This is a genomic window from Candidatus Tisiphia endosymbiont of Mystacides longicornis, assembly GCF_964031095.1.
Classification (GTDB): domain Bacteria; phylum Pseudomonadota; class Alphaproteobacteria; order Rickettsiales; family Rickettsiaceae; genus Tisiphia.
In genome coordinates this window covers 432,211-454,335 of record NZ_OZ035004.1, presented here as the reverse complement: position 1 = coordinate 454,335, position 22,125 = coordinate 432,211, and the positions used below count along the sequence as shown (strand labels likewise).

The 22,125-nt window shown below is 32.6% G+C and carries 24 protein-coding genes; 20 read left to right on the top strand and 4 right to left on the bottom strand.

The window, feature by feature from the left end; translation table 11 throughout:
• The first annotated feature begins 154 nt into the window (after nt 1-154).
• The 4 genes from truB (at nt 155) to ACQH6S_RS02420 (ending at nt 4,657) form a co-directional block, all read left to right on the top strand.
• Nucleotides 155-1,048: a tRNA pseudouridine(55) synthase TruB gene (gene truB / locus ACQH6S_RS02435; RefSeq protein ID WP_425360003.1), complete on the top strand. Its 894-nt coding sequence runs from the start codon at nt 155-157 to the stop codon at nt 1,046-1,048.
• A gap of 20 nt (nt 1,049-1,068) precedes the next feature.
• Nucleotides 1,069-1,338, top strand: coding sequence for a 30S ribosomal protein S15 (rpsO, locus tag ACQH6S_RS02430; RefSeq protein ID WP_341749302.1), 270 nt, complete (start codon nt 1,069-1,071; stop codon nt 1,336-1,338).
• A 65-nt stretch (nt 1,339-1,403) separates the two neighbouring features.
• On the top strand, nt 1,404-3,647 hold the full coding sequence (gene pnp, locus ACQH6S_RS02425; protein ID WP_375330287.1) for a polyribonucleotide nucleotidyltransferase: 2,244 nt from the start codon (nt 1,404-1,406) through the stop codon (nt 3,645-3,647).
• A gap of 65 nt (nt 3,648-3,712) precedes the next feature.
• The gene (locus ACQH6S_RS02420) at nt 3,713-4,657 is read left to right on the top strand and encodes an N-acetylmuramoyl-L-alanine amidase (protein ID WP_425360002.1); all 945 of its coding nucleotides are present in this window, start codon (nt 3,713-3,715) and stop codon (nt 4,655-4,657) included.
• Between the two features lie 606 nt (nt 4,658-5,263).
• Here ACQH6S_RS02420 and ACQH6S_RS02415 read toward each other — a convergent pair.
• Entirely contained in the window at nt 5,264-6,310 is a 1,047-nt protein-coding gene (locus ACQH6S_RS02415) for an IS110 family transposase (RefSeq protein WP_425360001.1), read from the bottom strand.
• A gap of 173 nt (nt 6,311-6,483) precedes the next feature.
• Here ACQH6S_RS02415 and ACQH6S_RS02410 point away from each other — a divergent pair, with 173 nt between their 5' ends.
• The 8 genes from ACQH6S_RS02410 to ACQH6S_RS02375 all read left to right on the top strand — a co-directional run bounded on the left by ACQH6S_RS02410 (nt 6,484) and on the right by ACQH6S_RS02375 (nt 11,958).
• A complete protein-coding gene (locus ACQH6S_RS02410) occupies nt 6,484-6,660 on the top strand; it encodes a hypothetical protein (protein ID WP_425364658.1) in 177 nt (58 codons plus the stop codon).
• Between the two features lie 8 nt (nt 6,661-6,668).
• Entirely contained in the window at nt 6,669-7,040 is a 372-nt protein-coding gene (locus tag ACQH6S_RS02405; protein ID WP_425364376.1) for an IS630 transposase-related protein, read from the top strand.
• Nucleotides 7,004-7,522 (top strand): IS630 family transposase, encoded by a 519-nt coding sequence (locus ACQH6S_RS02400; protein WP_425364377.1) that lies wholly within the window; start codon nt 7,004-7,006, stop codon nt 7,520-7,522. The genes ACQH6S_RS02405 and ACQH6S_RS02400 overlap by 37 nt, the downstream gene beginning before the upstream one ends.
• Before the next feature lie 6 nt (nt 7,523-7,528).
• Nucleotides 7,529-8,557 (top strand): hypothetical protein, encoded by a 1,029-nt coding sequence (locus ACQH6S_RS02395; protein WP_425364657.1) that lies wholly within the window; start codon nt 7,529-7,531, stop codon nt 8,555-8,557.
• A gap of 234 nt (nt 8,558-8,791) precedes the next feature.
• Nucleotides 8,792-9,598, top strand: a complete 807-nt coding sequence (locus ACQH6S_RS02390; protein ID WP_425364656.1) for a hypothetical protein — start codon at nt 8,792-8,794, stop codon at nt 9,596-9,598.
• Between the two features lie 39 nt (nt 9,599-9,637).
• On the top strand, nt 9,638-10,387 hold the full coding sequence (locus tag ACQH6S_RS02385; RefSeq protein ID WP_341749402.1) for a hypothetical protein: 750 nt from the start codon (nt 9,638-9,640) through the stop codon (nt 10,385-10,387).
• 253 nt (nt 10,388-10,640) lie between these two features.
• Entirely contained in the window at nt 10,641-11,207 is a 567-nt protein-coding gene (locus tag ACQH6S_RS02380) for a hypothetical protein (RefSeq protein ID WP_425359998.1), read from the top strand.
• Between the two features lie 106 nt (nt 11,208-11,313).
• Complete coding sequence (locus ACQH6S_RS02375) at nt 11,314-11,958, top strand: hypothetical protein (protein ID WP_425359997.1); 645 nt, start codon at nt 11,314-11,316, stop codon at nt 11,956-11,958.
• Here the strand turns inward: ACQH6S_RS02375 and rsmI are convergent.
• On the bottom strand, nt 11,839-12,693 hold the full coding sequence (gene rsmI / locus ACQH6S_RS02370) for a 16S rRNA (cytidine(1402)-2'-O)-methyltransferase (RefSeq protein WP_425359996.1): 855 nt from the start codon (nt 12,691-12,693) through the stop codon (nt 11,839-11,841). The two genes, ACQH6S_RS02375 and rsmI, sit on opposite strands and share 120 nt — an antisense overlap.
• Nucleotides 12,694-12,742: 49 nt before the next feature.
• Between rsmI and ACQH6S_RS02365 the strand changes: the two genes are divergently transcribed.
• Nucleotides 12,743-13,885 (top strand): penicillin-binding protein activator, encoded by a 1,143-nt coding sequence (locus ACQH6S_RS02365; protein ID WP_094648977.1) that lies wholly within the window; start codon nt 12,743-12,745, stop codon nt 13,883-13,885.
• Between the two features lie 316 nt (nt 13,886-14,201).
• Here ACQH6S_RS02365 and ACQH6S_RS02360 read toward each other — a convergent pair whose 3' ends face one another.
• Nucleotides 14,202-14,843, bottom strand: coding sequence for a ComF family protein (locus ACQH6S_RS02360; RefSeq protein ID WP_425359995.1), 642 nt, complete (start codon nt 14,841-14,843; stop codon nt 14,202-14,204).
• A 91-nt stretch (nt 14,844-14,934) separates the two neighbouring features.
• Entirely contained in the window at nt 14,935-15,114 is a 180-nt protein-coding gene (locus ACQH6S_RS02355) for a DUF2706 domain-containing protein (RefSeq protein ID WP_425359994.1), read from the bottom strand.
• Between the two features lie 167 nt (nt 15,115-15,281).
• Here ACQH6S_RS02355 and ACQH6S_RS02350 point away from each other — a divergent pair, with 167 nt between their 5' ends.
• From ACQH6S_RS02350 to fsa, 7 genes are all read left to right on the top strand, one after another.
• Entirely contained in the window at nt 15,282-16,562 is a 1,281-nt protein-coding gene (locus ACQH6S_RS02350; protein ID WP_094648979.1) for an MFS transporter, read from the top strand.
• A gap of 88 nt (nt 16,563-16,650) precedes the next feature.
• Nucleotides 16,651-17,073, top strand: a complete 423-nt coding sequence (gene ndk, locus ACQH6S_RS02345) for a nucleoside-diphosphate kinase (RefSeq protein ID WP_094648980.1) — start codon at nt 16,651-16,653, stop codon at nt 17,071-17,073.
• Between the two features lie 7 nt (nt 17,074-17,080).
• Nucleotides 17,081-18,931 carry a tRNA uridine-5-carboxymethylaminomethyl(34) synthesis enzyme MnmG gene (gene mnmG, locus ACQH6S_RS02340; protein ID WP_425360877.1) on the top strand — a complete coding sequence of 617 codons (1,851 nt, stop codon included), beginning with the start codon at nt 17,081-17,083 and terminating at the stop codon, nt 18,929-18,931.
• The gene (gene rsmG, locus ACQH6S_RS02335) at nt 18,931-19,530 is read left to right on the top strand and encodes a 16S rRNA (guanine(527)-N(7))-methyltransferase RsmG (protein ID WP_094648981.1); all 600 of its coding nucleotides are present in this window, start codon (nt 18,931-18,933) and stop codon (nt 19,528-19,530) included. Before mnmG ends, rsmG begins: the two co-directional genes overlap by 1 nt.
• Complete coding sequence (locus tag ACQH6S_RS02330) at nt 19,505-20,269, top strand: ParA family protein (RefSeq protein ID WP_425359993.1); 765 nt, start codon at nt 19,505-19,507, stop codon at nt 20,267-20,269. Before rsmG ends, ACQH6S_RS02330 begins: the two co-directional genes overlap by 26 nt.
• Nucleotides 20,266-21,138, top strand: coding sequence for a ParB/RepB/Spo0J family partition protein (locus ACQH6S_RS02325; RefSeq protein ID WP_250311630.1), 873 nt, complete (start codon nt 20,266-20,268; stop codon nt 21,136-21,138). The genes ACQH6S_RS02330 and ACQH6S_RS02325 overlap by 4 nt, the downstream gene beginning before the upstream one ends.
• Entirely contained in the window at nt 21,139-21,789 is a 651-nt protein-coding gene (fsa, locus tag ACQH6S_RS02320) for a fructose-6-phosphate aldolase (RefSeq protein WP_341749394.1), read from the top strand.
• Nucleotides 21,790-22,125: the final 336 nt, after the last annotated feature.

Genomic DNA, 22,125 nt, shown 5'->3' with positions numbered 1-22,125 from the left:
CTTCAATATCTATTATATCATACTTTTAACTTACAATTGCCACGACCACGTAGTGGTCTTGCTAATAGCGTCTGTACTCTTTTGGAATTTTTAAATTGTCATGAAGTTTATGCGTAAGGTGAGATAGTAAATCTAAATACAAGGAATGCTACTGATGTTTCATCATAATAATTATTGGCTTAATATCTATAAACCTAAGGGTATCAGCTCAGCAAAGCTTGTTTCTATAGTTAAAAAAAACCTTTTAGGAGTTAAAGTTGGTCATTGCGGAACCTTAGATGTTGAAGCGGAAGGGGTATTACCTTTGGCAATTGGTGAAGCAACAAAATTAGTACGAATTCTGGTAGATGCAAAAAAAACCTACATTTTTACGGTGCAGTTTGGTAAACAAACTGATACAGCAGATGCCTCAGGTAAAGTAATAGCTGTTACTGATCATATTCCTAACGAAACCGATTGTCATAATATCTGTAAAAAATTCATAGCTACGATTAAACAGCGTCCCCCTGCCTTTTCTGCGATAAAAGTTAACGGTGTTAGATCTTATAAATTAGCCCGAGAAAATTTGGCAGTAGAATTAACCCCTAGGAATATCCAAATATATAATTTGGAATGCCTTAATTTTGATCATCAAAATAATCAAGCTACCTATAGGGTAGAATGCTCTAAGGGAACGTATGTAAGAACTTTAGCAGAAGATATTGCTTTATCCTTGCAAAGTTTAGCATTTGTGCTAGAATTACAGCGTACTAAAGTTGGAATATTTACAGCATGTAATGCTATTAAATTAACAGAACTTGATGAACAAAATCAAGGAATAAAAGAATTCCTTGAAAAAAGAAGTATAAAAATTGAAGCAGTACTGGACGACATCCTGGTACTTGATGCTACTACTGACCAAGCTAAAAAAATTATTTATGGTCAGAAATGTTATTTTGATTGTCTTGAAAAGATTGAATTAGTTTGGATTCGATATCAAGACTCTCTGTTGGCAATTGGTAGCTTGAGTGAAAATTGCTTTAATTCTTTACGAGTATTTAACCTATAAAATAAACATGGAGATTACTGATGTCGGTTACAACACAGCGTAAGCAACAATTAATTGCAGAATATGCTACTAAAGAAAATGATACTGGTTCTAGTGAAGTGCAATGTGCAATTCTAACTGAAAGAATCAGCAATTTAACAGAGCATTTTAAAACTAATCACAAAGATTTTTCCTCGAGAAGGGGATTATTAATGTTAGTTGGTCGTAGACGTCGATTATTAGATTACATCAAAAAACAAAGTTTAAGCAGATATTTGTCGTTGATCAATAAACTAGGAATAAGAAAGTAAAATAAAACCCGGCTAAAGAATCAAAAATTAGCCGGGTTTTTTTGTTAATTAAATAAGGAAAAAGAATGTTTGAAGAAATAGTTAAAACAATAGAATTAGGTGGAAGAACACTTGAATTAACGACTGGTAAAATTGCCCGTCAAGCTGATGGAGCAGTTATGGTAAAAATGGGAGGAACTGTCTTATTGTGTACTGCCGTAAGTGCCAAAGAGCCAAAAGAAGGAATAGGATTCTTTCCTCTTACTATCCATTATAAAGAAATGGCATTTGCTGCTGGTAAAATACCAGGGGGGTTTTTTAAAAGAGAAGGTAAAGGATCGGAAAAAGAAGTATTAGTCTCACGCTTGATTGATCGACCAATTAGACCATTATTTCACCCAGCTTTTCTTAATGAAACGCAAGTAATCTGTACTGTTCTTTCATATGACCCTGAGTGTAATAGTGATATATTAGCAATTATTGGAGCATCTGCTGCATTAGCTTTATCTGCAGCACCATATCAACATATAGTAGCAGCCAGCAGAGTCGGTTTGATAGATGGTAATTTTATCCTAAACCCTTCATTTAACCAGTTAAAGACTAGTAAACTAGACTTAGTAGTGGCAGGAACTGACACATCAGTTATGATGGTTGAGTCTGAAGCCGATCTATTGTCCGAAGAGCAAATGTTAGAAGCTATTGAGTTTGGTCACAAGGCATTACAGCCTGTAATCGAATTGATTAATGACTTAGTAAAAATTGCTGGAAAACCTAAATTACAGCCTACTAGCTTGTTCCCTGCTAGCTTAAAAGAACAAATTAGCAGCATAGTGCAAGAAGATATTAAGCGGGCTTTTGCTATTAAATTAAAACAAGAAAGACTATTAGCGGTAAAGAACATTTATGATATAATTAAGCGGCACTTTGCAGAAGATATTGCGAATAATAATCTTACTAACTCACAAATTGAATTTGCTCTTAAAGAAGTAGAATCAGAAGTACTGCGTCAGGACGTATTAAAGAAAAATACTCGTATAGATGGCAGAAAGCCTGCCGACATAAGAAACATAGCTTGTGAAATTGCGATATTGCCAAAAACACATGGTTCAAGCTTATTTACTAGAGGAGAAACACAAAGTTTAGTAGTTACTACACTTGGCACTGGTCAAGATGAACAAATTATTGATAGTTTAGACGGCGAATATAAAGAGCGTTTTATGCTCAACTATATTTTCCCTCCTTATTCAGTAGGAGAAGCAACGCCAGTAAGGGCTCCTGGTCGCAGAGAAATAGGTCATGGCAAACTAGCATGGAGAGCCATTAACCGCATGTTGCCAACTAAAGAACAATTCCCTTATACCATTAGGGTAGTGTCAGAAATTACCTCCTGTAATGGCTCATCATCCATGGCTACTATTTGCGGCGGTTCAATGGCGCTTATGGATGCTGGAGTGCCGATCAAAACCCCTATAGCAGGTATTGCTATGGGCTTGATAAAAGAAGGCGATAAATTTGTAATTTTATCTGATATTATTGGGGATGAAGATAATCTTGGAGATATGGATTTTAAAGTAGCTGGTGGTACGGAAGGCATAACCGCCCTACAAATGGATATTAAGATATCTGGCGTAACATTTGAAATAATGAAGCAGGCTTTAGTTCAAGCAAAGAGTGGTCGTATTCATATTCTACAAGAAATGGATAAGGCTATTAATAAAACCAATAACCATGTTAGCCAATACGCTCCTTGTATTTATAGCTTTAAAATTGATAAAGATAAAATTAGAGATGTTATAGGACCTGGTGGTAAAGTAATACGTGAAATTTGTGATACAACGTCAGCTAAAATTGATATAAGTGACGATGGTAATGTAACCGTTTCTGCGATAGGCAAAGAAAAGCTAGATATGGCAATTGCCAAGATTAAGTTAATTGCCATTGAACCTGAAATTGGCGGTATATTCAATGGAACAGTTGTCAAAATATTAGAATCCGGAGCGTTTATCAATTATTTAGGTAATCGTGATGGATTTATCCATATTAGTGAAATCTCGAAGGAACGTATTGAGTCTGTGTCTAGTGTTTTAAAACATGGTGATGTGGTAAAAGTTAAACTTATTGGTTTTGACAATAAAGGCAAAGCCAAGTTAACCATAAAAAATATTGACGCTACCGTTACTCCAAACGTTACGACTAATCATAAATCTGAGCCTTATAAAGATAACGCTGATATTAATAACAATAAACGGGAATCTGCCAAAAAATGGCAAAATAACAAACCATCTAATGAAGATGAAACAGTAACTAAAGAACGGAAATACTTTAATTAAGACTATTGACTTAATAAAAAATCAATACTAAACTTAAAGTTCTACTTAATTTAGGAGGAGAAGTTATGTCAAAAAAACCAGAAATATTGACAGATTATTTAAGAAATAATGCAGAAGGATTTTCACTTGCTTCAAAAGGACAGGAAAAAGGCATAGAAGATAATAAATGTAATTTTTACACGGATAGGCAAGGCTCCTCTCCTCAATATATTATGCAGACTTATTCTGTTGGCTCTTTAAATAGTGCATTTTCTAAAATGATTTTTCGTGAGGGACAAGACATTACTCAATTAAGAAGTTCAGGCGTATCTGTGCATTACATTATAGATACAGATGGTTTAATATATCAGTTGGTTCCGGATAGTAAAAGTCCTTGGGCTGCAGGAAAGGGATCTTTAAAAACCGGTAGTAAGTTAAATAAAGATATACCAAATGACATGAAGAATGTTATGAATGATTATTGCATAAGTATCATGTCTATAAATAGCGGTAAAGAACCTCTAACGGCAGAGCAAATTGAAGCTAACCTGTTGCTAACTAAATATTTACGTGATGAATATAAAATTGAGAGTGCGAATATAGTTGGTTTAGCAGATTGGGCTGTAGGAAGGCATATTGCACCTGGTCCATATTTTCCATGGAAAGAATTCTCTAAGCATAATTTGGGTTTATGGTCTGACGTAGAGCTTAAAGATTACCCTGAAGTTATAGTATCATGGAAGAAGAAAGCTGACTCTAAAGAGGTCGTAGAAGATATACAACAACAATTTGCAGAATTGGGAATGATAGGAATGACAAAAGGTGATGAAGGATATTTGGATTCTGCTACGTTGTCCAATATGCTTTCTTTCAATTTACATTACTTTGGATCGGAAATTATAAATAATCCTTATCTTAATAGCATGTATGATGAGCATCTTTGGCAAAATTCAAACGATCCTGATGCAAGAGGAGTATTAGGGGAGTGGAATGAAAATAGTCAAGCCGTATTAGATGATATTCTGAGTTAATTGTTTATGAGGTTAGAATCATAGTATGTTAGGAGGCTGCCTACAATAACTAAAGTAATTCTATATTTGGCTCTTTTGGGCTGTGAATAAACATGATTTTTTTGAAATAGGCACACTATTCTTACAAAAATCATATCTATTCTCGCCGGAAAATATAGTCAATCCAGGAGAATTTGGGGCTAAGAGCGGGAGCGACGCCTATAACTCGATAATCAAGTTTTTTTGCAGAGCTTATAAATAGTAGGTTGTTTGAAGGAAATTTGAATATATCCGAGTCACGACATCTATCTTTAAACGCAAAATTTGTCATATATGGACGAGTGAATTTGTCAAGAAAGAAAATAAAAAAATAGAGCCACAAAGGAAGCGGTCATATATTCGGCATCAAGTGCCATAATGGTTTCTGCATTCTTATAAATATCCTTGAGTGACCTCTCATTCCCACGGCTTCTAGAGCCTCGACATAATTACGGATTTTATTCAGAATACTTATTCATTAACTCTTTAACTTTCGTTCTCTTTATTGTTACTATTCTTTACTCACAATATTTATCAATTACCAATTTTTATTTAGTTGACATAGTTTCTTCTTTTTTTCCAACTAAACTAATTTGCAACATATTCGCTACCATTGGTGACTACTGCATAAGCAATCCTTGCTAACTTATTTGCTAAACCAACACATATAATATTATATGATTTATTTTCAGCAAATTTCTTCACTGCCCACTGCACTAGTTTATCTTTTGATTCCTTATCACTTTTTGCTCTTATTGCTATTGTCCTTGCGGCTTGAATCAACATAGTTCTGGCATATCTATCTCCTTGTTTGGTAATCCCTCCTAAAACTATCTTATCTCCTGAGCTATGTTGCTTTGGTACCAAACCAAGCGAAGCAGCAAAATCCCTCGGGGTTGGATAACTTTCCATTGGGGCTACACTCAAACAACTAGCATTGATTGCTCCAATGCCAAAAATTGTCTGCAACCTAGTAGCTTTCTCACTTTGCTTATTATTGCTGATAATCAGCTTTTCTAAAGTTTTTTCTTTGTCACATAAATCCTCAATTTCTTTACATTCTAAAAGTAAAATTGACCTTACCCCAGAATTTATATAACCTTTACTATACGCTAACTCTACCTCCAGCCTACATGATTTGCAAAATTTATTTTTACTTAATTTTGTATTATAGCCATATTCACATAAACTTGATATTGTAGAATTAGTTTTTTGCACACGATCTCTGATCGTATTACTTCTAATTTTATGCAAGAATTTTATATCTTGTTCCTCCTTGCTTTTTAGTAGCACAGTTTTTAATTCTGGATCACGAGCCGCTTTGCATATTGCTAACGCATCGTTATAATCATTTTTCTGTTTCGATGTAGCATAAACTTTTACATCTTTTGTTTTCATTAGTTTGACTTGCAAACCAAGCTTAGCAATTTCCTGTGACCAATAATTAGCTCCTCCACATGCCTCCATAGCTACCAATGAACTTTTATCGAGATTGCTTAAATAGGCTATTAACTCATCTCTTGTAACTTTTTGGTAACCTATTTTTTTGCCATTTTGATCGACTTGCACCAAGTGCATACTATTTTTTGCTAAATCTATTCCTATTATAGTATTTTTTATGCTATTATTTATCATGGTATGGATCTATTAATTAAATTATTATTTAATTTGGAGCAGCTGAAAACTATTTTTCAGCTGACTCCGTACAAGTAAAGCATATTTCGCTTCACTCGTCCATACCATCATTCCCGCTTCGGTGCGGAATCTATTATACCTCATGGCATTTTTAGATACCTACTTTCGCAGGAATGACAACCAAACAGCCTGGAGAGAATGCGGCTTATCGGTCAATGATACAAGTATTAAAGGACGATAGTGCTTATGAGTTTAGAGGTGATATCACTAAGCTAGAGCATATTGTACAAGCTCAAGCAGAAACTATAGTAAATCAAATTGAATTAGGTGATAAGATGTGGTATAAATAAAGGAAAAAATGTCAACAAGTCCATATAGTCAAGATTTAAGAGAAAAAGTAATAAATTATATAGAAAAAGGTAATAGTCAAGAATCTGCTGCTAGAATATTTGCTATACATAAAAATACAATTAGCCGTTGGAACGTAAGGAGAAGAAAAGAAGGAACAGTGCTGGCAAGAGCTAGACTAGGATTTAAAAGTAAGATTGATAAAAAAGCATTGGAATATTTCGTAACAAATAACCCTAATAGTAAGCTACAAGAAATTGGTAAGAATTTTGGAATTACAGGTTCTCAAGTAGCTAATATATTAAAAAAGTTAGGATTTAGTTATAAAAAAAAACCTTTAGCTATTTGGAAGCAAGTGCAGAGAAACGATCTGATTATTTAGAAAAGATCAGTAAATATGATAAAGATAAAATAGTATATCTTGATGAAAGTGGGATAGATATGACAATTTGCCAAGATAGAGGTTGGGGTAAGATAGGAGAATTATTGATTGGCAAGAAGAGTGGGAAGCATTATCAAAGGACTAATATAATAGCTGGTTTAGTAAATAACAAACCAATAGCCCCTTTTGTTTTTAATAAAACTTGTAATACAGAACTATTTAATAATTGGGTTGAAAAATTTTTGATTAAAGAGTTAACAGCAGGACAGGTTGTAGTGATGGATAACGTTAGTTTTCATAAATCTCAAAAGACAAAAGAGCTAATAGAATCAGTTGGTTGTGAAGTTATTTTTTTACCCCCATATTCTCCAGACTTAAATCCAATAGAAAAATTTTGGGCTAATATGAAGCGATGGATTCGAAACAAAATAGCGGAAATTGGTACATTATCTAAAGCTATTTCTGCATTCTTTGTCACCTAATTCAATTTGATTTACTATATCTTAAAACTTAAGTTAGATAATGTTGGTAATTCTTTTAAATACAAAAACAAGCTAATTGCTAATTATGATGAATATAGACCCGAAATAGAGAGTTTTTTACAAAAATATTATCAAAATTATTTGCCTAAGATTATGAATATTTTGGCGATATCTTTTGCCTATCATCGAATATTTTCGCGTATTTATGCGGAATTAGACAATATATTTTTAAATAATCCTGAAAGCTTTGTGACAATCGAGCAATTATTATATGATGGTGAGCGGCTTGGTGGGGATATTATTGAAGCGGTGGAAGGACTAAATGAAGGTGATGTACCAGCTATTTTAAGAGATGGTGGCTTAATGGAATATCTACCTAATAGTGCTTTTTCTTTCCGTCCAACTATTTGTTTGCAAATAAAAAAGCTAAATACCGAGCTAATCAAGTTCATTGCTGGTACGGTACAAGACATTATGGCAACTGCCAAGCAGAATATCGATCTACAGTTTGAAATAAGTAGAGAAATACAAGAAATGCGATCAGCAGTTAGCCATATCAATAAGAAAATATTGCTATATTATGCCCAGCAGGATAATGATAAAAAATCCGGACTGCTAGTTAATTTAAAAAAGTTTTTTGCCAAAACTGGAGTGGATTTTTACCCAGAATTGCTAAATATTGCTCATCCAGAACTGACTAAATATATATTTGGTGAGCAAAGCAAACAATTAATTAGCCAGCAAATTACTGGGTTTGATCAACATACTAACAAGCAACAAATAAATGATAAATTATCAACTATTACCAATCAATTAATCGATAAATTACAGCAAATACATAATGATAACAAGATTAATGAGCTAACCAATTTTAAGAGGCGAGAAGAAATAGTTGTTTGTCTAAGAAGTATCATACTCGATAAACCATTAAGTAAAGATGTTCGGGAATATATTTTGTCTGATAGTTTTAGTCAAACTATCGATAATGTTGTAGATGAAGTAGCCGACAGAATGGCACCGGTAATGGCAAGATAGTGCGACTCCTCATTAGACTTCCTGGATAAGTCAGAGATAGTTGAGGGATTTTTAGGAGAAACGAAGCCGAGTACCGCAGCGTACATAGACGTACGTGAGGAACGAAGGCGAGTTTCGACGACAAAATCACCAACTAGATTGAGTTATCCAGGAAGTCTATTATCGTCCTCTAGAGCGTCGGTATATAGCGAAGAAGATTATACTGATCCACTAGCGGGTAAAATATTTGAGCAAATGCAAGAACTCAAAGAAGGGCTGGCTTATTTGCAGCGGAACATTATTGAATATTGTCAGTTAATTATGCCAAGCTTTCATCCGGCTTTACTGAAAGATATTCTTGAAGATGAGAAGAGCATAAAATTAGAGAAATATTTACTTTTATCAAAAAGATACTTTCCAGTTTTTAAAAAACTATTTCCTGATATTGGTGGTTATGAATTAAGTAGTATAGCTCGCAACTGTCTGCCATCATTCCAACAAATGAATATTGCCACTATATTACCAATCTTTCAGAAAATAGCTGTGTCTATTATTGGTGATGAAGAATTACATGATTTACGAATTATCGATAATGAGCTGATTAAGCTAAAACATCCGGTAAGACATTTGTCGGTAGGTTTTCCTTATTCTTCGATATTACAGACTTTCCCCTTGATATTCCCAGATGAAGTAGAACATGCTCCGAAAAAAGATGCAGAACTTGGCTTGAAGGTCTTTAATAGTAAAGGTGGTTATATTGAAGAAAGGCTTGATAATGGGCAAATAAATCGGCAACATATTAACAGTAGATATGTGGATAGTGATGCATTGATTAGATTGGTCAATGATAAGAAATATTTAACAACATCAACAGCTACTAAACAAGCATGTGACTTATTTACCACTCCTTACCAATCAGGTTGGGTAAATTTTATTATGCACGGGGAAATTAAAACTGATATTGATGTGACTTTTAAGGTCGATAAACCTTATCCTGTTAGTATATTAAAAATCTATGCTAAGGCAAAAATCTTGCCAAATTATAAAGGAGGTATACAATGAAATTAGTACTATAGAAGCAACACTTTAAAGGAGGTTCTTATGTCTAAACAAGTTAATTGGTATGATAAACCAGAAAATTTTAATAATATAGTAGAAATAGCTAATAAAATTACTGAATCTTACCCCAATAGCAGGATTTTTTCTTTGGGACAAAGTCCAGCATGGTTTGTAAAGGCAGAAGAATTATTAGTTAAAGCTAGCCATCATTCAGAGGCAATATTTGATTATATAGCCTTTTCAGGTAAGTTTTACAAAAAATCGGAGTTAGAGCAGGAATTTAAGAAAGAATTCACAATAGACAAGGGCAATGAAGCAAACTACCGCGTTTACTTGAAATCCATTAATATGGATCCAGATTCTATTATTGACTCCTTTAAAGCAGGGCAACAAACTGTTATTGTAGAATATACTCAAATGGGAAGAGGTTTAGCTTCTTTTCTTTCTGTTTTATGTAACTGGGCTAAAGAAGAAGGGAAAAAAGAATTGCTAGAAGATAGCTTTAAAATAGCCATTTTAGCCCAAGATTGCAATGAGATAACAAATATAATCATTCCAGGGGAAGTTTATTTTCAGTGTGATAAATATTTTGTTGATACTGAGTTAATTATTTTGATGTCTGGTGACAAAGCTGGTAAGGTAGACGGAAGGGAAAATTTAGATCGTTTGGTTCCCTATTATCCATATTGGAAATGGAACCAATCACCTACTCCACTAGAAAACAATGAATTGGTAACAGAGATCATAGGAGAATTGCAAGTATCAGTGAATGAATTCTTATCTACGAATTAGTGAAAAGAAGAAGCTCTTTCTTTTTTTCCTTAAAGCAAGAGACCCCTAGTAATATAGGGGTCATAACGCCAACCGAGTTCCCCAGTCCAAGTACCAATCGGATAATGCCCTATTCTTCGAAAGAATCGACTGCTAAAAATGCCCCCAGTTAGGCAGATTTTTCAGCACATTACACAACTAATACTAGTTATAGTATAACATATTTTTGCAACAAATTAAATAGCTAAAAATCTTTAAAAGGTAAAAAATACCAATGTTTAATCTTCTAAATTTTTTCTCGAGTGGAGAGAGTATATTTGCTACAGGAGCATCTTTATTTAATACTTATGCCCAACTCAGGAGTAACAAAGAGAAAACTAAGCAATCTTTATATGAGCAGCGGCATTTATTAAGACAACAACAAGAGAATGTTAGGTTTGACCGTCAACAACTAATCGAAAGAACTGCGGAATATGGAGCAATATCAAGCTATCATGTCGACATGCTGAGGCAGGAGCAGTTATATAATCGCCAGCAGCTGGGCTATAATATCCTGAAAACTGGTATTGGTATCACTGGCACTGATTCAGCTGGCTTGTTGCTAAGGCATATGGCTTACATGGATGAGATGAAGGCAAGAAGCGTCGAAGCTGAACATTTTCACCAAAGACCAAGATCAAACTTAAATACGGCAATGGTTGATTTAAACAAGGAAGCAATTAACCGTAATATTAGTTCGATCAAGTCAGCCTCACCTTGGCAGAATCTTGGTACGGTTTTAAACGGGGTATTTGATCTTGCTAAGATATCAAGAATTAATGAAGGTATAATAGACAAGTAAAAAAAATAAGAATACTGCAAAAATAATGGCAATAGCTATTAGTGGATGATAAAAATCTGTTATAGTTTAATAAAAAAGTGACCAAATAAGATGGAATGGCAAAAAGATGAAATGGCAAGTTATAGCTGGGATAAGTCAGAAGATTAATGAAGAAGCTAAAGGCTATTTGATACGTAAACTGGAGAAAGATGCTAGCGTAGAAATGCCTAATTTATGGGCGGATTTTATTAAAGAGACCACTACACATTTGCATCAATCACAGAGTAATATTGAGGTAGTTAGCGATAACAAAACTGGTGGTTTTGGTTGCTTGACGCAATTTGATGAATTTCATCCGGATTTTTCAGAAAATAACAAACCGTTTATCGAGTATTTTTTAGGCAAGTATGATAAGCGGGCTGTAGATTATCTACAACAAGCCAAAAACCCACTGACCAGGCGGATGTTGCAAGCTAAAATTAATGAATATAAAATATCTTTAGCTGGACATATCAGCCATACAGAAGCCAAGCTGATTGATGGTAAACGTAACCATTTAGCAATTGAAGCTATTGAAAAGTTTAAGATTGCTACTTATGATAATCCTGAACTTTATAGTAGTAATTTACAAGATAGCATAATAGCTATGGAATTATTCACTCAAGCTCTTGATTTTATTCACTATAGCATATATTTCTTTCTTGCTGTAGCTTTTGCTGAAATTTTCATTAGCCGTATCTGTAATACTTTTGGCACTCCATCCTTTAGATAAGTATAAATGTATAAATTTTTCTAAGTCATCTGCTAGATTAGCTGCATTAGCCTCTTCAGAAACACCGGAAATTAGCAATACTATTTCCCCTTTGATAATATTCTGTTTATAGAAATTTATAACGTTTTCTATTAATCCTGACTTTACTTCTTGGTGCAATTTAGTAAGTTCACGTGCTATACATATTTCTCTATTACCAAAAACAGCAAAAGCCGTATGTAACGATTGCTCTATTCTGCTAGCAGTTTCAAAAAAAATCAAAGTTGCTTTTATGCTAGCTAATTCTGTGAAAATCTTCTTTTTACCTTCAATGGTTTTTGGTAAGAATCCAGCAAATAAAAAACGATCTGACGGTAATCCAGAAATGGGTATAGCGGTGGTTAATGCAGAAACGCCAGGTATAACATCTATGTGATAATTAAGTTTTCTCAACTGCCTAACTAGTTTATAACCAGGGTCAGAAATTAACGGTGTTCCAGCATCAGATATTAGGCTGACTATTGCTCCATTATCAATGAGCCTGCAAATAATCTCTCTTGACTGATTATCACTATGATCATTATATACTTGTAACTTGGTCTTTATATTATGTTTTACTAGTAATTTTTTTGATATTCTGGTATCCTCGCACAGTATTACTGTAGAGTTTTTTAGTGCTTCTAAAGCCCGAAATGTTATATCATCTAAGTTACCAATAGGTGTTGAAACAATATATAGTCCTGGTTTAAAGATCATGATTTAACCCCAATTGCCAATTATCCCTAATTAAGATAAAGTAAGTATTATGAACAGTATAAAGCAAAAATTTTTAAATATCACCTTATCATTTATATGTCTTGTCTCTTTATTTTCTTGCCAATCTAATAAAGAGGCTATTGTTACTCCTACAACGAAAGAAGTTGTGCAAGAAACTCTAGAAGTGGCAATTTTAATGCCTCTAACGGGAGAAAATTCTACATTAGGTAGACAATATAACCAATTAATTAAAATGGGTCTAGAAGATGGTTTAAAAACTTATGTCCATGTCACTTCTTATGATGGCTCTAATGAGCAGCAGGTACTTGCTGCAATGGATAAAATATTAGCTCGTAAAACAAAAATTATTCTAGGGCCATTATATTCAAACCTTACTTCTCTAATTGCCAATAAAGCTAAAACGCATAACATTTTTATAATTACCATGTCTAATAATCCTGTATTGGCAGACCAGAAACTTTTGGTATTTGGGCATGCTCCATCAAAGCAGCTTACAAAAATAATTAATTACTTTGCAGATAATGATTATAAAAATTTTATTGCCCTGCTACCTTCAGGGCGTCATGCACAAACAACAAATCAACTTATTCAAAATATATTAATTCAGAAAAATTCTACCTTAGTGCGGAGTGAATTTTATGCTAATATACCAGAATCAATAGAAAAAGCGGTGTTAACTGTCTCAAATACTGTTGATAATTTAAATGAAATGGAGGATACAGAAACTAAACCTGTAATTTATCTGTCGGATGATGGTAAAAATCTAAATTTGCTTTTTGATAGTATTCATAAGCATAATTTAGATAAAAAAGCAATTATAATAGGCGATAACAGAATAAATATTGATTATTCTGAACCGGTGGATATTATCTTTACTGGTTCATTAAATATTGTAAATAGTAATATAATAGAGAGAGCTAAAAATATAGGCATTAATCATTTATCTTTCATGCACGCTGTGGCTTATGATTTAGGAAAAATAACATCAAAATATATAGATACTAACTTTACGGAAGAACGATTTTTAGCAGCGTTGAATAGTACAGCTCCATATATTGGTATATCAGGTAATATTCACTTTATCGATTCAATAGCCCAAAGAGAGTACGATATAATTAAGAAAGAAAATGGCTTGTATAGCACTATTTCAAAAAGTGCTGACAATTTTTAATGTATAGTCAACTCAGGAGAATTGGCTAACAGGAGCGACGCATAAGCGTCAGTTTAAGAAAATGAAAGTAGAAAAGTCGTCTATTAGCGAGCCACCTTAGTACCCTACAATTTTTATTCTATAAGTATTAAACAGCATAAAAACGTCATTGCGAGGAGGCGTAAGCCTCCGAAGCAATCCATATAGTCTTGATATATTTATACTAATTCTCATGGATTGCTTCGTCGCTACTAAAGCAGCTCCTCGCAATAACGCTTAGCAGTCAGCTTTTTTACTCATCATAAGGAAATAAATAAAAAATTGTAGGGTATGCTATTTATGTCATGGCAATTGTCATAACATAAACACATTCAGCTCCAGAATCTTTTAAGATTTTAGCGCATTTGTTAACTGTAGTTCCAGTGGTCAATACATCATCTACTAATAATATTTTTTGACCTATAATCTGATATTTTTTATTGAGTATAAGGCTATTTGATAAGTTTTTTTCTCGTTCTTTTTTAGATAAAAATGTTTGAGATTTAGTCCATTTTGACTTAATTAATACATCCGTACTAAACGACTTTCTTGCTAATTTGCTAATTTCTAAGGCTAGAATCAAAGCAGGATTATACATTCTAAACAACCTCTTGAACCTATTCATGGGAACTGGAATAATTAAGTCAATGTCTTGAATTTCACTATTATAGTGTGTATAAAATAATTTACTAAAAGTTTTAGCAAGAATAGTTTTATCCTGGTATTTAAAGGCATGAATTATTTTTTTGCTATGCTCATTAAATTTAATTAGACTACGAGATTTATCATAACAAGGTTTATGTTGAAAGCATTTTGCACAACACATATTATCTAAAATTGATATATCTAATCTACTACCACAAATAATACAGTAGGGTTTTGTAATAAAATCAAGTTTTTTCCAACAATTTTGACAAAAATCCTCTTTAGTTTCAGTCATTTCGATACAAGACAAGCATCTTGCTGGTAAGATGTAATCTATAAGATAATCATAAAGTCTACTGATTTTGTGTACGTAATGAAGCAAATCTTTAAGCGATGTCAATGGTTAAATTTACTGGTCTACGAACACATGGGTTTCTAATACCAGACGGATCTATTGATTTAATAGATACACAAGGACTTTTAATCTCATAAGGAGGACTAGAGGTACATGATAATAATTGCAATAACACAAAAAAAGGCAGAAGAAATCTTAATAATTTTGTCATAATTGTCATTTAAAATAATTTTAGATTTTATAGGTAAGTTATCCTAGTTTGCAATATATCTCAAGTATATTTGATGAAAAATAAGTTTTAGATATAAAAAACATAATAGCTTGTGGTATTTTTCTTGACAAGGATATATAATGCAAAATTGATAAATCAAGGCAGTGATGGCAAATATACCCTTTAAAGAAAGACCCCCTTATGCAAAAAAGTATAATAGTTGGCGTATTAGAATTTTATATTCGATAATTGTTGGTTACTCGACATTCATACTTTGTCGTCAGAATTTTAATATTGTAATGCCTGCTTTAATGGAGCATTTTGATGTAACCAAAACTCAACTTGGTTGGATTTTAACAACTGCCTCTATATTTTATGGTATAGGAAAGTTATGTAATGGATTCTTAAGTGATAGATCAAATGCTCGTATATTTATGGTAATTGGTCTTATATGTGTAGCTGTTGTAACATTGTTATCGGGGTTTGCTTCCAGTATAACATCACTTGGTATTTTGTGGATTCTGAATAATTGGTTTCAATCTATGGGTTGGCCACCTGCAACACGTATGTTAACTTATTGGTACGCTTCTAAGGAATTAGGAATGAAATGGTCTCTAGGAGCCACTTCTAATCAAATTGGCGGAGCAATCACTATGATAGTATGTGGTTATTTAATAGATGCTTACGGTTGGAAAGCAGCGTTTATAATTCCTGGAATAATTGCATTATTAGTATCATTATTTCTATTCAATAGATTACGTAATTCTCCCAGTGAGGTTAATTTACCTATAGTGGAAGAGTACAAAGAATGTGATATATCTCTTGATAGTGATAATTTATTAACAACTCAATTAATAAAAATTGTATTTTGTAATAGATTAATGTGGTATGTGTGTTTTGCCAACATGTTTATTTATATTGTGCGTTCAGGTATAATTTTTTGGGCTCCTGTATTTTTGTGCGAGCTAAAAAACATTACTATTGCTCAAGCTGGTTGGCAAGTTGCTTCTTATGACATTTTAGGTTTAACTGGTGGTATTGTTGCTGGATGGATGTCAGATAAAATATTTCAGGGACGACGTGGACCAGTTGGTTCAGTATTTATGTTTGCTTTAGCTTTTACTATTATTTTATTTTGGCAAATGCCAAATGAGTATGAAATATTTAGTATTATTACTCTTGCTTTGGTTGGTTTTTTTGTATCTGGACCACAAGTATTAATAGGTGTTGCTACAGCAGATTTTACTAATAAACAAGCCGTTGGTACAGCTAATGGTCTTTCAGGTTTATTTGGTTATCTTGGTGCTGCACTGGCTGGCGTATGTGTTGGTTGGATTTCTGATAACTTAGGTTGGAATGGTGTTTTTTTATTTTTTAGCCTGTCCGCTTTCTTGGGAGCAATAATTCTTTCCTTAACTTGGAATTATAGCTCTAGAAGAACTGCATAACATGTTACCTAGCTGTACTATCAGAATTTACTTGCCAAAAATATATAAATTTATATAAATGTTAATAATAAATTAATAAAGGTTTACTGTGACTCAAGAATATACGTTTTCAATGATTAAGCCAGATGCTACGAAAAGAAATCTAATTGGTAAAATTAATTCTTACTTAGAAAATAATGGGCTAAAAATAGTAGCTCAAAAAATGACTATTTTAACTAGAGATCAAGCAGAAATTTTTTATGCAGAACATAAATCAAGAGCATTTTTTAATAGTTTAATAGAGTCTATTACTTCCGGTCCGGTTGTTTTGCAGGTTCTTAAAGGAGAAAATGCTGTTTTACAAAATCGTAAAATAATGGGAGCTACTAATCCAAATGATGCTGAATTAGGTACTATTAGAAAAGATTTTGCAAAAAATATTGAGGAAAATAGTATACATGGTTCTGATACTTTAGAAAGTGCTGAAAGAGAAGTGAGATTTTTCTTTGCTGAAAAAGAAATTGTAGAATAACACAATGATTATGAAGTATAGCGTTGTAGTTATTGGCGGTGGTCATGCTGGTTGTGAGGCAGCTTCGGCTGCTGCACGTCTTGGCATAGATACTCTTTTAATTACTTTAAAACTAGATAATCTTGGTGAAATGTCTTGCAATCCTGCAATAGGTGGGGTAGCAAAAGGTACTTTAGTAAAAGAGATAGACGCTCTTGATGGACTCATGGGTAAAATTATAGATCAAGCTGGTATCCATTATAAGATGCTTAATGAAAGCAAAGGTCCAGCAGTTTGGGGACCAAGAGCTCAAGCTGATAGAAAGCTTTATAAAAAAGCTATGTATAATGCCTTGATAAATCATCCAAATTTGACAATTTTATGTGCATCTGTAGAAAATATTGAGATACACAACTCTGAAGTAAAAGCATTAACCTTAGATGATGGTACTAGAATTGAATGTCAAAAAGTTATATTAACTACCGGTACATTTTTATCTGGACTCATTCACATAGGAGATAAAAAAATTCCATCGGGTAGAATAGGTGAAAAGCCGTCATACGGTTTATCTAACGCACTAAAATCTTTCGGCTTTGCTCTTGGTAGGTTAAAAACTGGTACTCCTCCAAGAATAGATGGAAGAACAATTGATTATAACGAAATAGAGGTGCAGGCTGGAGATGCTGTGCCACGCCCTTTTTCCGAACTCACAACTTCTGTTAAGATAAAGCAAATAAATTGTTTCGTTACTAGAACAACTGAACAAACTCATGAAATTATTAGGAATAACTTAGATAAGTCAGCTATGTATTCTGGGCAAATCAAGAGTATAGGACCAAGATATTGTCCATCCATTGAAGATAAGGTTACTAGATTCTCTAAAGCAAGTCATCAAATATTTTTAGAACCTGAAGGCTTGGACGACCATACTATATACCCAAATGGCATATCTACATCATTACCTGAAGATATACAGTTAGCATTGCTAAAAACAATTCATGGTCTTAAAAATGCCACTATGTTAAAACCAGGATATGCAATAGAATATGATTATGTTGATCCTAGAGAGTTAAAAATAACGTTAGAAACTAAAAAAATTAAGGGATTGTATTTTGCTGGTCAAATTAATGGCACCACTGGCTATGAAGAAGCCGCGGGACAAGGAATTATGGCTGGCATTAATGCAGCCTTATCACTAAAAAATCAATCAAATTTTATTTTGACTAGAGCAGATGCCTATATTGGTGTTATGATTGATGATTTAATCACTCTTGGTACAATAGAGCCTTATAGAATGTTTACTTCTAGATCTGAATATAGACTTTCGGTTAGGGCAGATAATGCAGATTTAAGACTAACTCAAATGGCTATAGATATTGGTATTATATCTAATTTACGTAAAGAAGTTTTTAGTAAGAAATGTGACGATATTCATAAGGTAGAAAACATTGTAAAAACTATCTCTTTAACAACTACTAAATTAGCCAACCTGGGTGTCTCTATCGCACAAGATGGTTCATATAAAACAGCCTTTGATTTACTAGGATTACCAAATTTTGGTGTTGATAAAACGATAGAAATCTTTCCAGAGCTTATTTCATTAAATAAAAAAATTCTTCATTATCTTTGTATTGAATCAAGATATTCTTCTTATTTGACTAGACAAAATGCAGATATTCAATTATTTAAAGAAGAAGAGCTAGAATTATTAGATGATGATATTGATTACTTCAAAATACCCAGCTTGTCTACAGAAGTAAGGGAAAAACTCCAGTATCACAAACCAGCTACTATTGGTGCGGCTAGAAGAATATCTGGGGTTACTCCAGCTGCTTTAATAGCAATTATAATTTATATAAAAACAAAATATAGACATTAATGTATAATTATAGTAGTGTTTCACGTGAAGTATTAGAAGCTCTTGAGAAGTATCAATCATTAACGTTGAAATGGAATAAAGCTATTAATCTCGTTTCTTGTAATACCAAGAATGATTTTTGGGTGAGACATATCTTAGATTCTTTACAACTAATGAAGTACATAAATGACCAAAATATTCATTTAATAGATGTTGGTTCAGGTGGTGGATTTCCAGGAATAGTTTTGTCTATTGCCGGGATAAAGAATGTTACTTTAGTAGAGTCTGATGTAAGAAAATCTGTTTTTTTATTGCAAGCTTCCAAAATTTCTAGTAATAAAATTAATGTGGTTAATCAACGAATAGAAAGTGTTAAATTAGATTGTGATATATTAACTTCTAGAGCTTGTACTCAGTTAGATAAAATATTGGCTTATACTAAACATATTAATGTAAGAAATAAGTATTTATTATTTAAAGGTGAGAAGTATCAACAAGAAATTGAGATTGCTAAAAAGAGATGGTCTTTTTGTCATTCTATATATGATAGTGAGACTTCTAATAATAGTAAGATTTTAGAAATTAGTAACATATATGACAAAAATAGTTGCGGTAGTTAACCAAAAAGGTGGAGTTGCAAAAAGCACAACTACTGTAAATTTGTCAACAGCTTTATCTGTGATGGGTAAAAAGATTTTGGTAATAGATTTAGACCCTCAGGGAAATAGTAGCACTGGTTTTGGTATAAGCCAACAGGGTAGAAAAGTTACTATTTATCAGGTACTAATTGGTTCAAAAACGATTGAAGAAGCCATAATACAAACAAATATTCCAAATTTACAAATAATTACAGCTAACACTAATTTATCAGGTGCTGAGATAGATTTATTAAGTATACAAAATCGTGAATATTTATTATCAAATTTGTTAAATAAATTAGTCAATAAATATGATTACATTATTATAGATTGCCCTCCTTCTCTTAACTTATTGACAGTTAATGCATTAGTGGCTTGTGACTATGTATTAATCCCTATGCAATGTGATTTTTATTCATTAGAAGGATTAAGTCATTTGCTAAAAACAATTGAAATTGTAGAAAAGAATTTAAATCCCAAAATAAAAATTGCCGGCATTTTATTTACTATGTATGATAAACGCAATCGATTAACTGAGCAAGTAGAGAATGATGTTAGAAAATGCTTAGGAGGATTGGTATTTAAGACAGTTATTCCACGGAATGTAAAACTATCTGAAGCACCATCTCACGGTCAACCAGCAATTATCTACGATCATAAATGTACTGGCTCTATTGCTTATATAGAACTTACAAAAGAGATTTTAGGTAGAAATATATGAAAAATAAAAATTTAGGCAAAGGATTATCAGCTTTGCTTGGAGAAGAAGTTTTTACTGTAGAGAAGGATGAGTTAGTAAAAATTATAGATATTGATAAAATTGAAGCTAGGAATAATCAACCAAGAAAAAAGTTTGAATATGATAAAATAAAAGAATTAGCCGATTCCATAAGTAATAATGGTTTGTTACAACCAATTATTGTTAGCTCAGTCAGTGATGGGAAATATAAAATTATAGCTGGTGAGAGACGTTGGCGTGCTTGTAAGGTGGCTAAGCTTACTGATATTCCTGCTATTATAAAAGATATAGGAGATAAAGAAATTATAGAAATAGCTCTAATTGAAAATATTCAAAGAGAGGAATTATCTGTTATAGAAGAATCGGAAGGATTTGAGAGATTAATAAAAGAGTTTGGTTATACACAAGAGCAATTAGCAGAAAAAGTTAGCAAGAGCCGTAGTCATATAGCTAATTTATTAAGACTAAATCAGTTACCACAATCTATCAAAGATAAAATAAATGAGGGGCTTTTAACTATGGGACATGCAAGATGTCTAATTAATCACCAGCAAGCTGAGGTAATAGCTAATCATATTATTGAGAATGATTTAAGTGTTCGTCAAACTGAAGATATAGTAAGAAATTGGTCTAAAAATGAATATACAAAAACCCCAGAACATGATAAACGTATAGGGAGAGGTCTTCTAAAAGAGAGTAGTAAAGAGAATGATTTACAATTATTAGCTAAATCATTGTCAGAAAGATTTAATATAAAAGTAACTATTGAAGATTACCCAATTGGTGGGAAATTGATATTTCACTATAGTAATTTAGAAGAACTTGATTCAATTTTATCGAGGTTAAATTAAATGCAAATTTTTCTAGATAGTGCTGATATTAAAGAAATTGATGAGATTAACCAATTAGGTATAATTGATGGCATAACTACTAATCCTTCCTTGATGTCTAAGACAAAATACGACTTTGTATCAACTATTGCAGAAATATGTAAGATAATAACTTCTGATGTTAGCGTTGAAGTGGTTGCTAATGATGTTGATACTATGATTAATCAAGGTAATAAAATTTTAGAAATATCCAGTAATATTGCGATTAAGTTACCTATGACATGGGACGGTATTAAGGCGTGCCAATATTTTGTAGGTAAAGGAAAAAAAGTGAATATGACCTTATGCTTTTCTGTTAATCAGGCACTTATCGCTGCAAAAGCTGGAGCATCTTATATATCACCTTTTATCGGTAGACTTGATGATATAGGTCAAAATGGTATTAGTTTAATAAGTGATATAAGACAAGTATACGATAATTATCAGTATCAAACAAAAATCCTTGCTGCATCTATAAGAAGCCCTAACCATGTTTATCAAGCTGCTATGTATAAGGCTGATGTTGCGACAATGTCTGGTAAAATTATTAAGCAATTATTAAATCATCCACTAACAGATTCAGGTTTAGAGATTTTTAATAAGGATTGGACTAAATCGGGGTTAAAAATTTAAGAAAATCATATACTTGTATAACCTAAACATTTAGGTAAATATATTTTTGCAAACTTTACCAATTGTCAAGTTAACTAGATTGTAAGCAGCAATTATAAATTCAAAAAAGTTTAAAAATAGGTATACATTACAATAAATATATTGTAAATGTATGAAGCAAATAGCTATAGCAGAATTGTTGCTGTCATGTGCAAGAAGCAATAAAAATTTAAACTAAATTTATTTAAATTTTTATTGCGAAACATAGTTGATCCAAAAAAGTAACCAAAATTGATTGCCTTGTTCGGACTTTGCACTTCCTCGCAATGACATTGGCTATTTTCCCACAACTTATTA

Bases quoted from the DNA above. Each gene is read 5' to 3' on its own strand.
- truB (WP_425360003.1), top strand. From the start codon at position 155: ATGTTTCATCATAATAATTATTGGCTTAATATCTATAAACCTAAGGGT.
- rpsO (WP_341749302.1), top strand. From the start codon at position 1,069: ATGTCGGTTACAACACAGCGTAAGCAACAATTAATTGCAGAATATGCT.
- pnp (WP_375330287.1), top strand. From the start codon at position 1,404: ATGTTTGAAGAAATAGTTAAAACAATAGAATTAGGTGGAAGAACACTT.
- ACQH6S_RS02420 (WP_425360002.1), top strand. From the start codon at position 3,713: ATGTCAAAAAAACCAGAAATATTGACAGATTATTTAAGAAATAATGCA.
- ACQH6S_RS02415 (WP_425360001.1), bottom strand. From the start codon at position 6,310: ATGATAAATAATAGCATAAAAAATACTATAATAGGAATAGATTTAGCA.
- ACQH6S_RS02410 (WP_425364658.1), top strand. From the start codon at position 6,484: ATGACAACCAAACAGCCTGGAGAGAATGCGGCTTATCGGTCAATGATA.
- ACQH6S_RS02405 (WP_425364376.1), top strand. From the start codon at position 6,669: ATGTCAACAAGTCCATATAGTCAAGATTTAAGAGAAAAAGTAATAAAT.
- ACQH6S_RS02390 (WP_425364656.1), top strand. From the start codon at position 8,792: ATGCAAGAACTCAAAGAAGGGCTGGCTTATTTGCAGCGGAACATTATT.
- ACQH6S_RS02385 (WP_341749402.1), top strand. From the start codon at position 9,638: ATGTCTAAACAAGTTAATTGGTATGATAAACCAGAAAATTTTAATAAT.
- ACQH6S_RS02380 (WP_425359998.1), top strand. From the start codon at position 10,641: ATGTTTAATCTTCTAAATTTTTTCTCGAGTGGAGAGAGTATATTTGCT.
- ACQH6S_RS02375 (WP_425359997.1), top strand. From the start codon at position 11,314: ATGAAATGGCAAGTTATAGCTGGGATAAGTCAGAAGATTAATGAAGAA.
- rsmI (WP_425359996.1), bottom strand. From the start codon at position 12,693: ATGATCTTTAAACCAGGACTATATATTGTTTCAACACCTATTGGTAAC.
- ACQH6S_RS02365 (WP_094648977.1), top strand. From the start codon at position 12,743: ATGAACAGTATAAAGCAAAAATTTTTAAATATCACCTTATCATTTATA.
- ACQH6S_RS02360 (WP_425359995.1), bottom strand. From the start codon at position 14,843: ATGACTGAAACTAAAGAGGATTTTTGTCAAAATTGTTGGAAAAAACTT.
- ACQH6S_RS02355 (WP_425359994.1), bottom strand. From the start codon at position 15,114: ATGACAAAATTATTAAGATTTCTTCTGCCTTTTTTTGTGTTATTGCAA.
- ACQH6S_RS02350 (WP_094648979.1), top strand. From the start codon at position 15,282: ATGGCAAATATACCCTTTAAAGAAAGACCCCCTTATGCAAAAAAGTAT.
- rsmG (WP_094648981.1), top strand. From the start codon at position 18,931: ATGTATAATTATAGTAGTGTTTCACGTGAAGTATTAGAAGCTCTTGAG.
- ACQH6S_RS02330 (WP_425359993.1), top strand. From the start codon at position 19,505: ATGACAAAAATAGTTGCGGTAGTTAACCAAAAAGGTGGAGTTGCAAAA.
- ACQH6S_RS02325 (WP_250311630.1), top strand. From the start codon at position 20,266: ATGAAAAATAAAAATTTAGGCAAAGGATTATCAGCTTTGCTTGGAGAA.
- fsa (WP_341749394.1), top strand. From the start codon at position 21,139: ATGCAAATTTTTCTAGATAGTGCTGATATTAAAGAAATTGATGAGATT.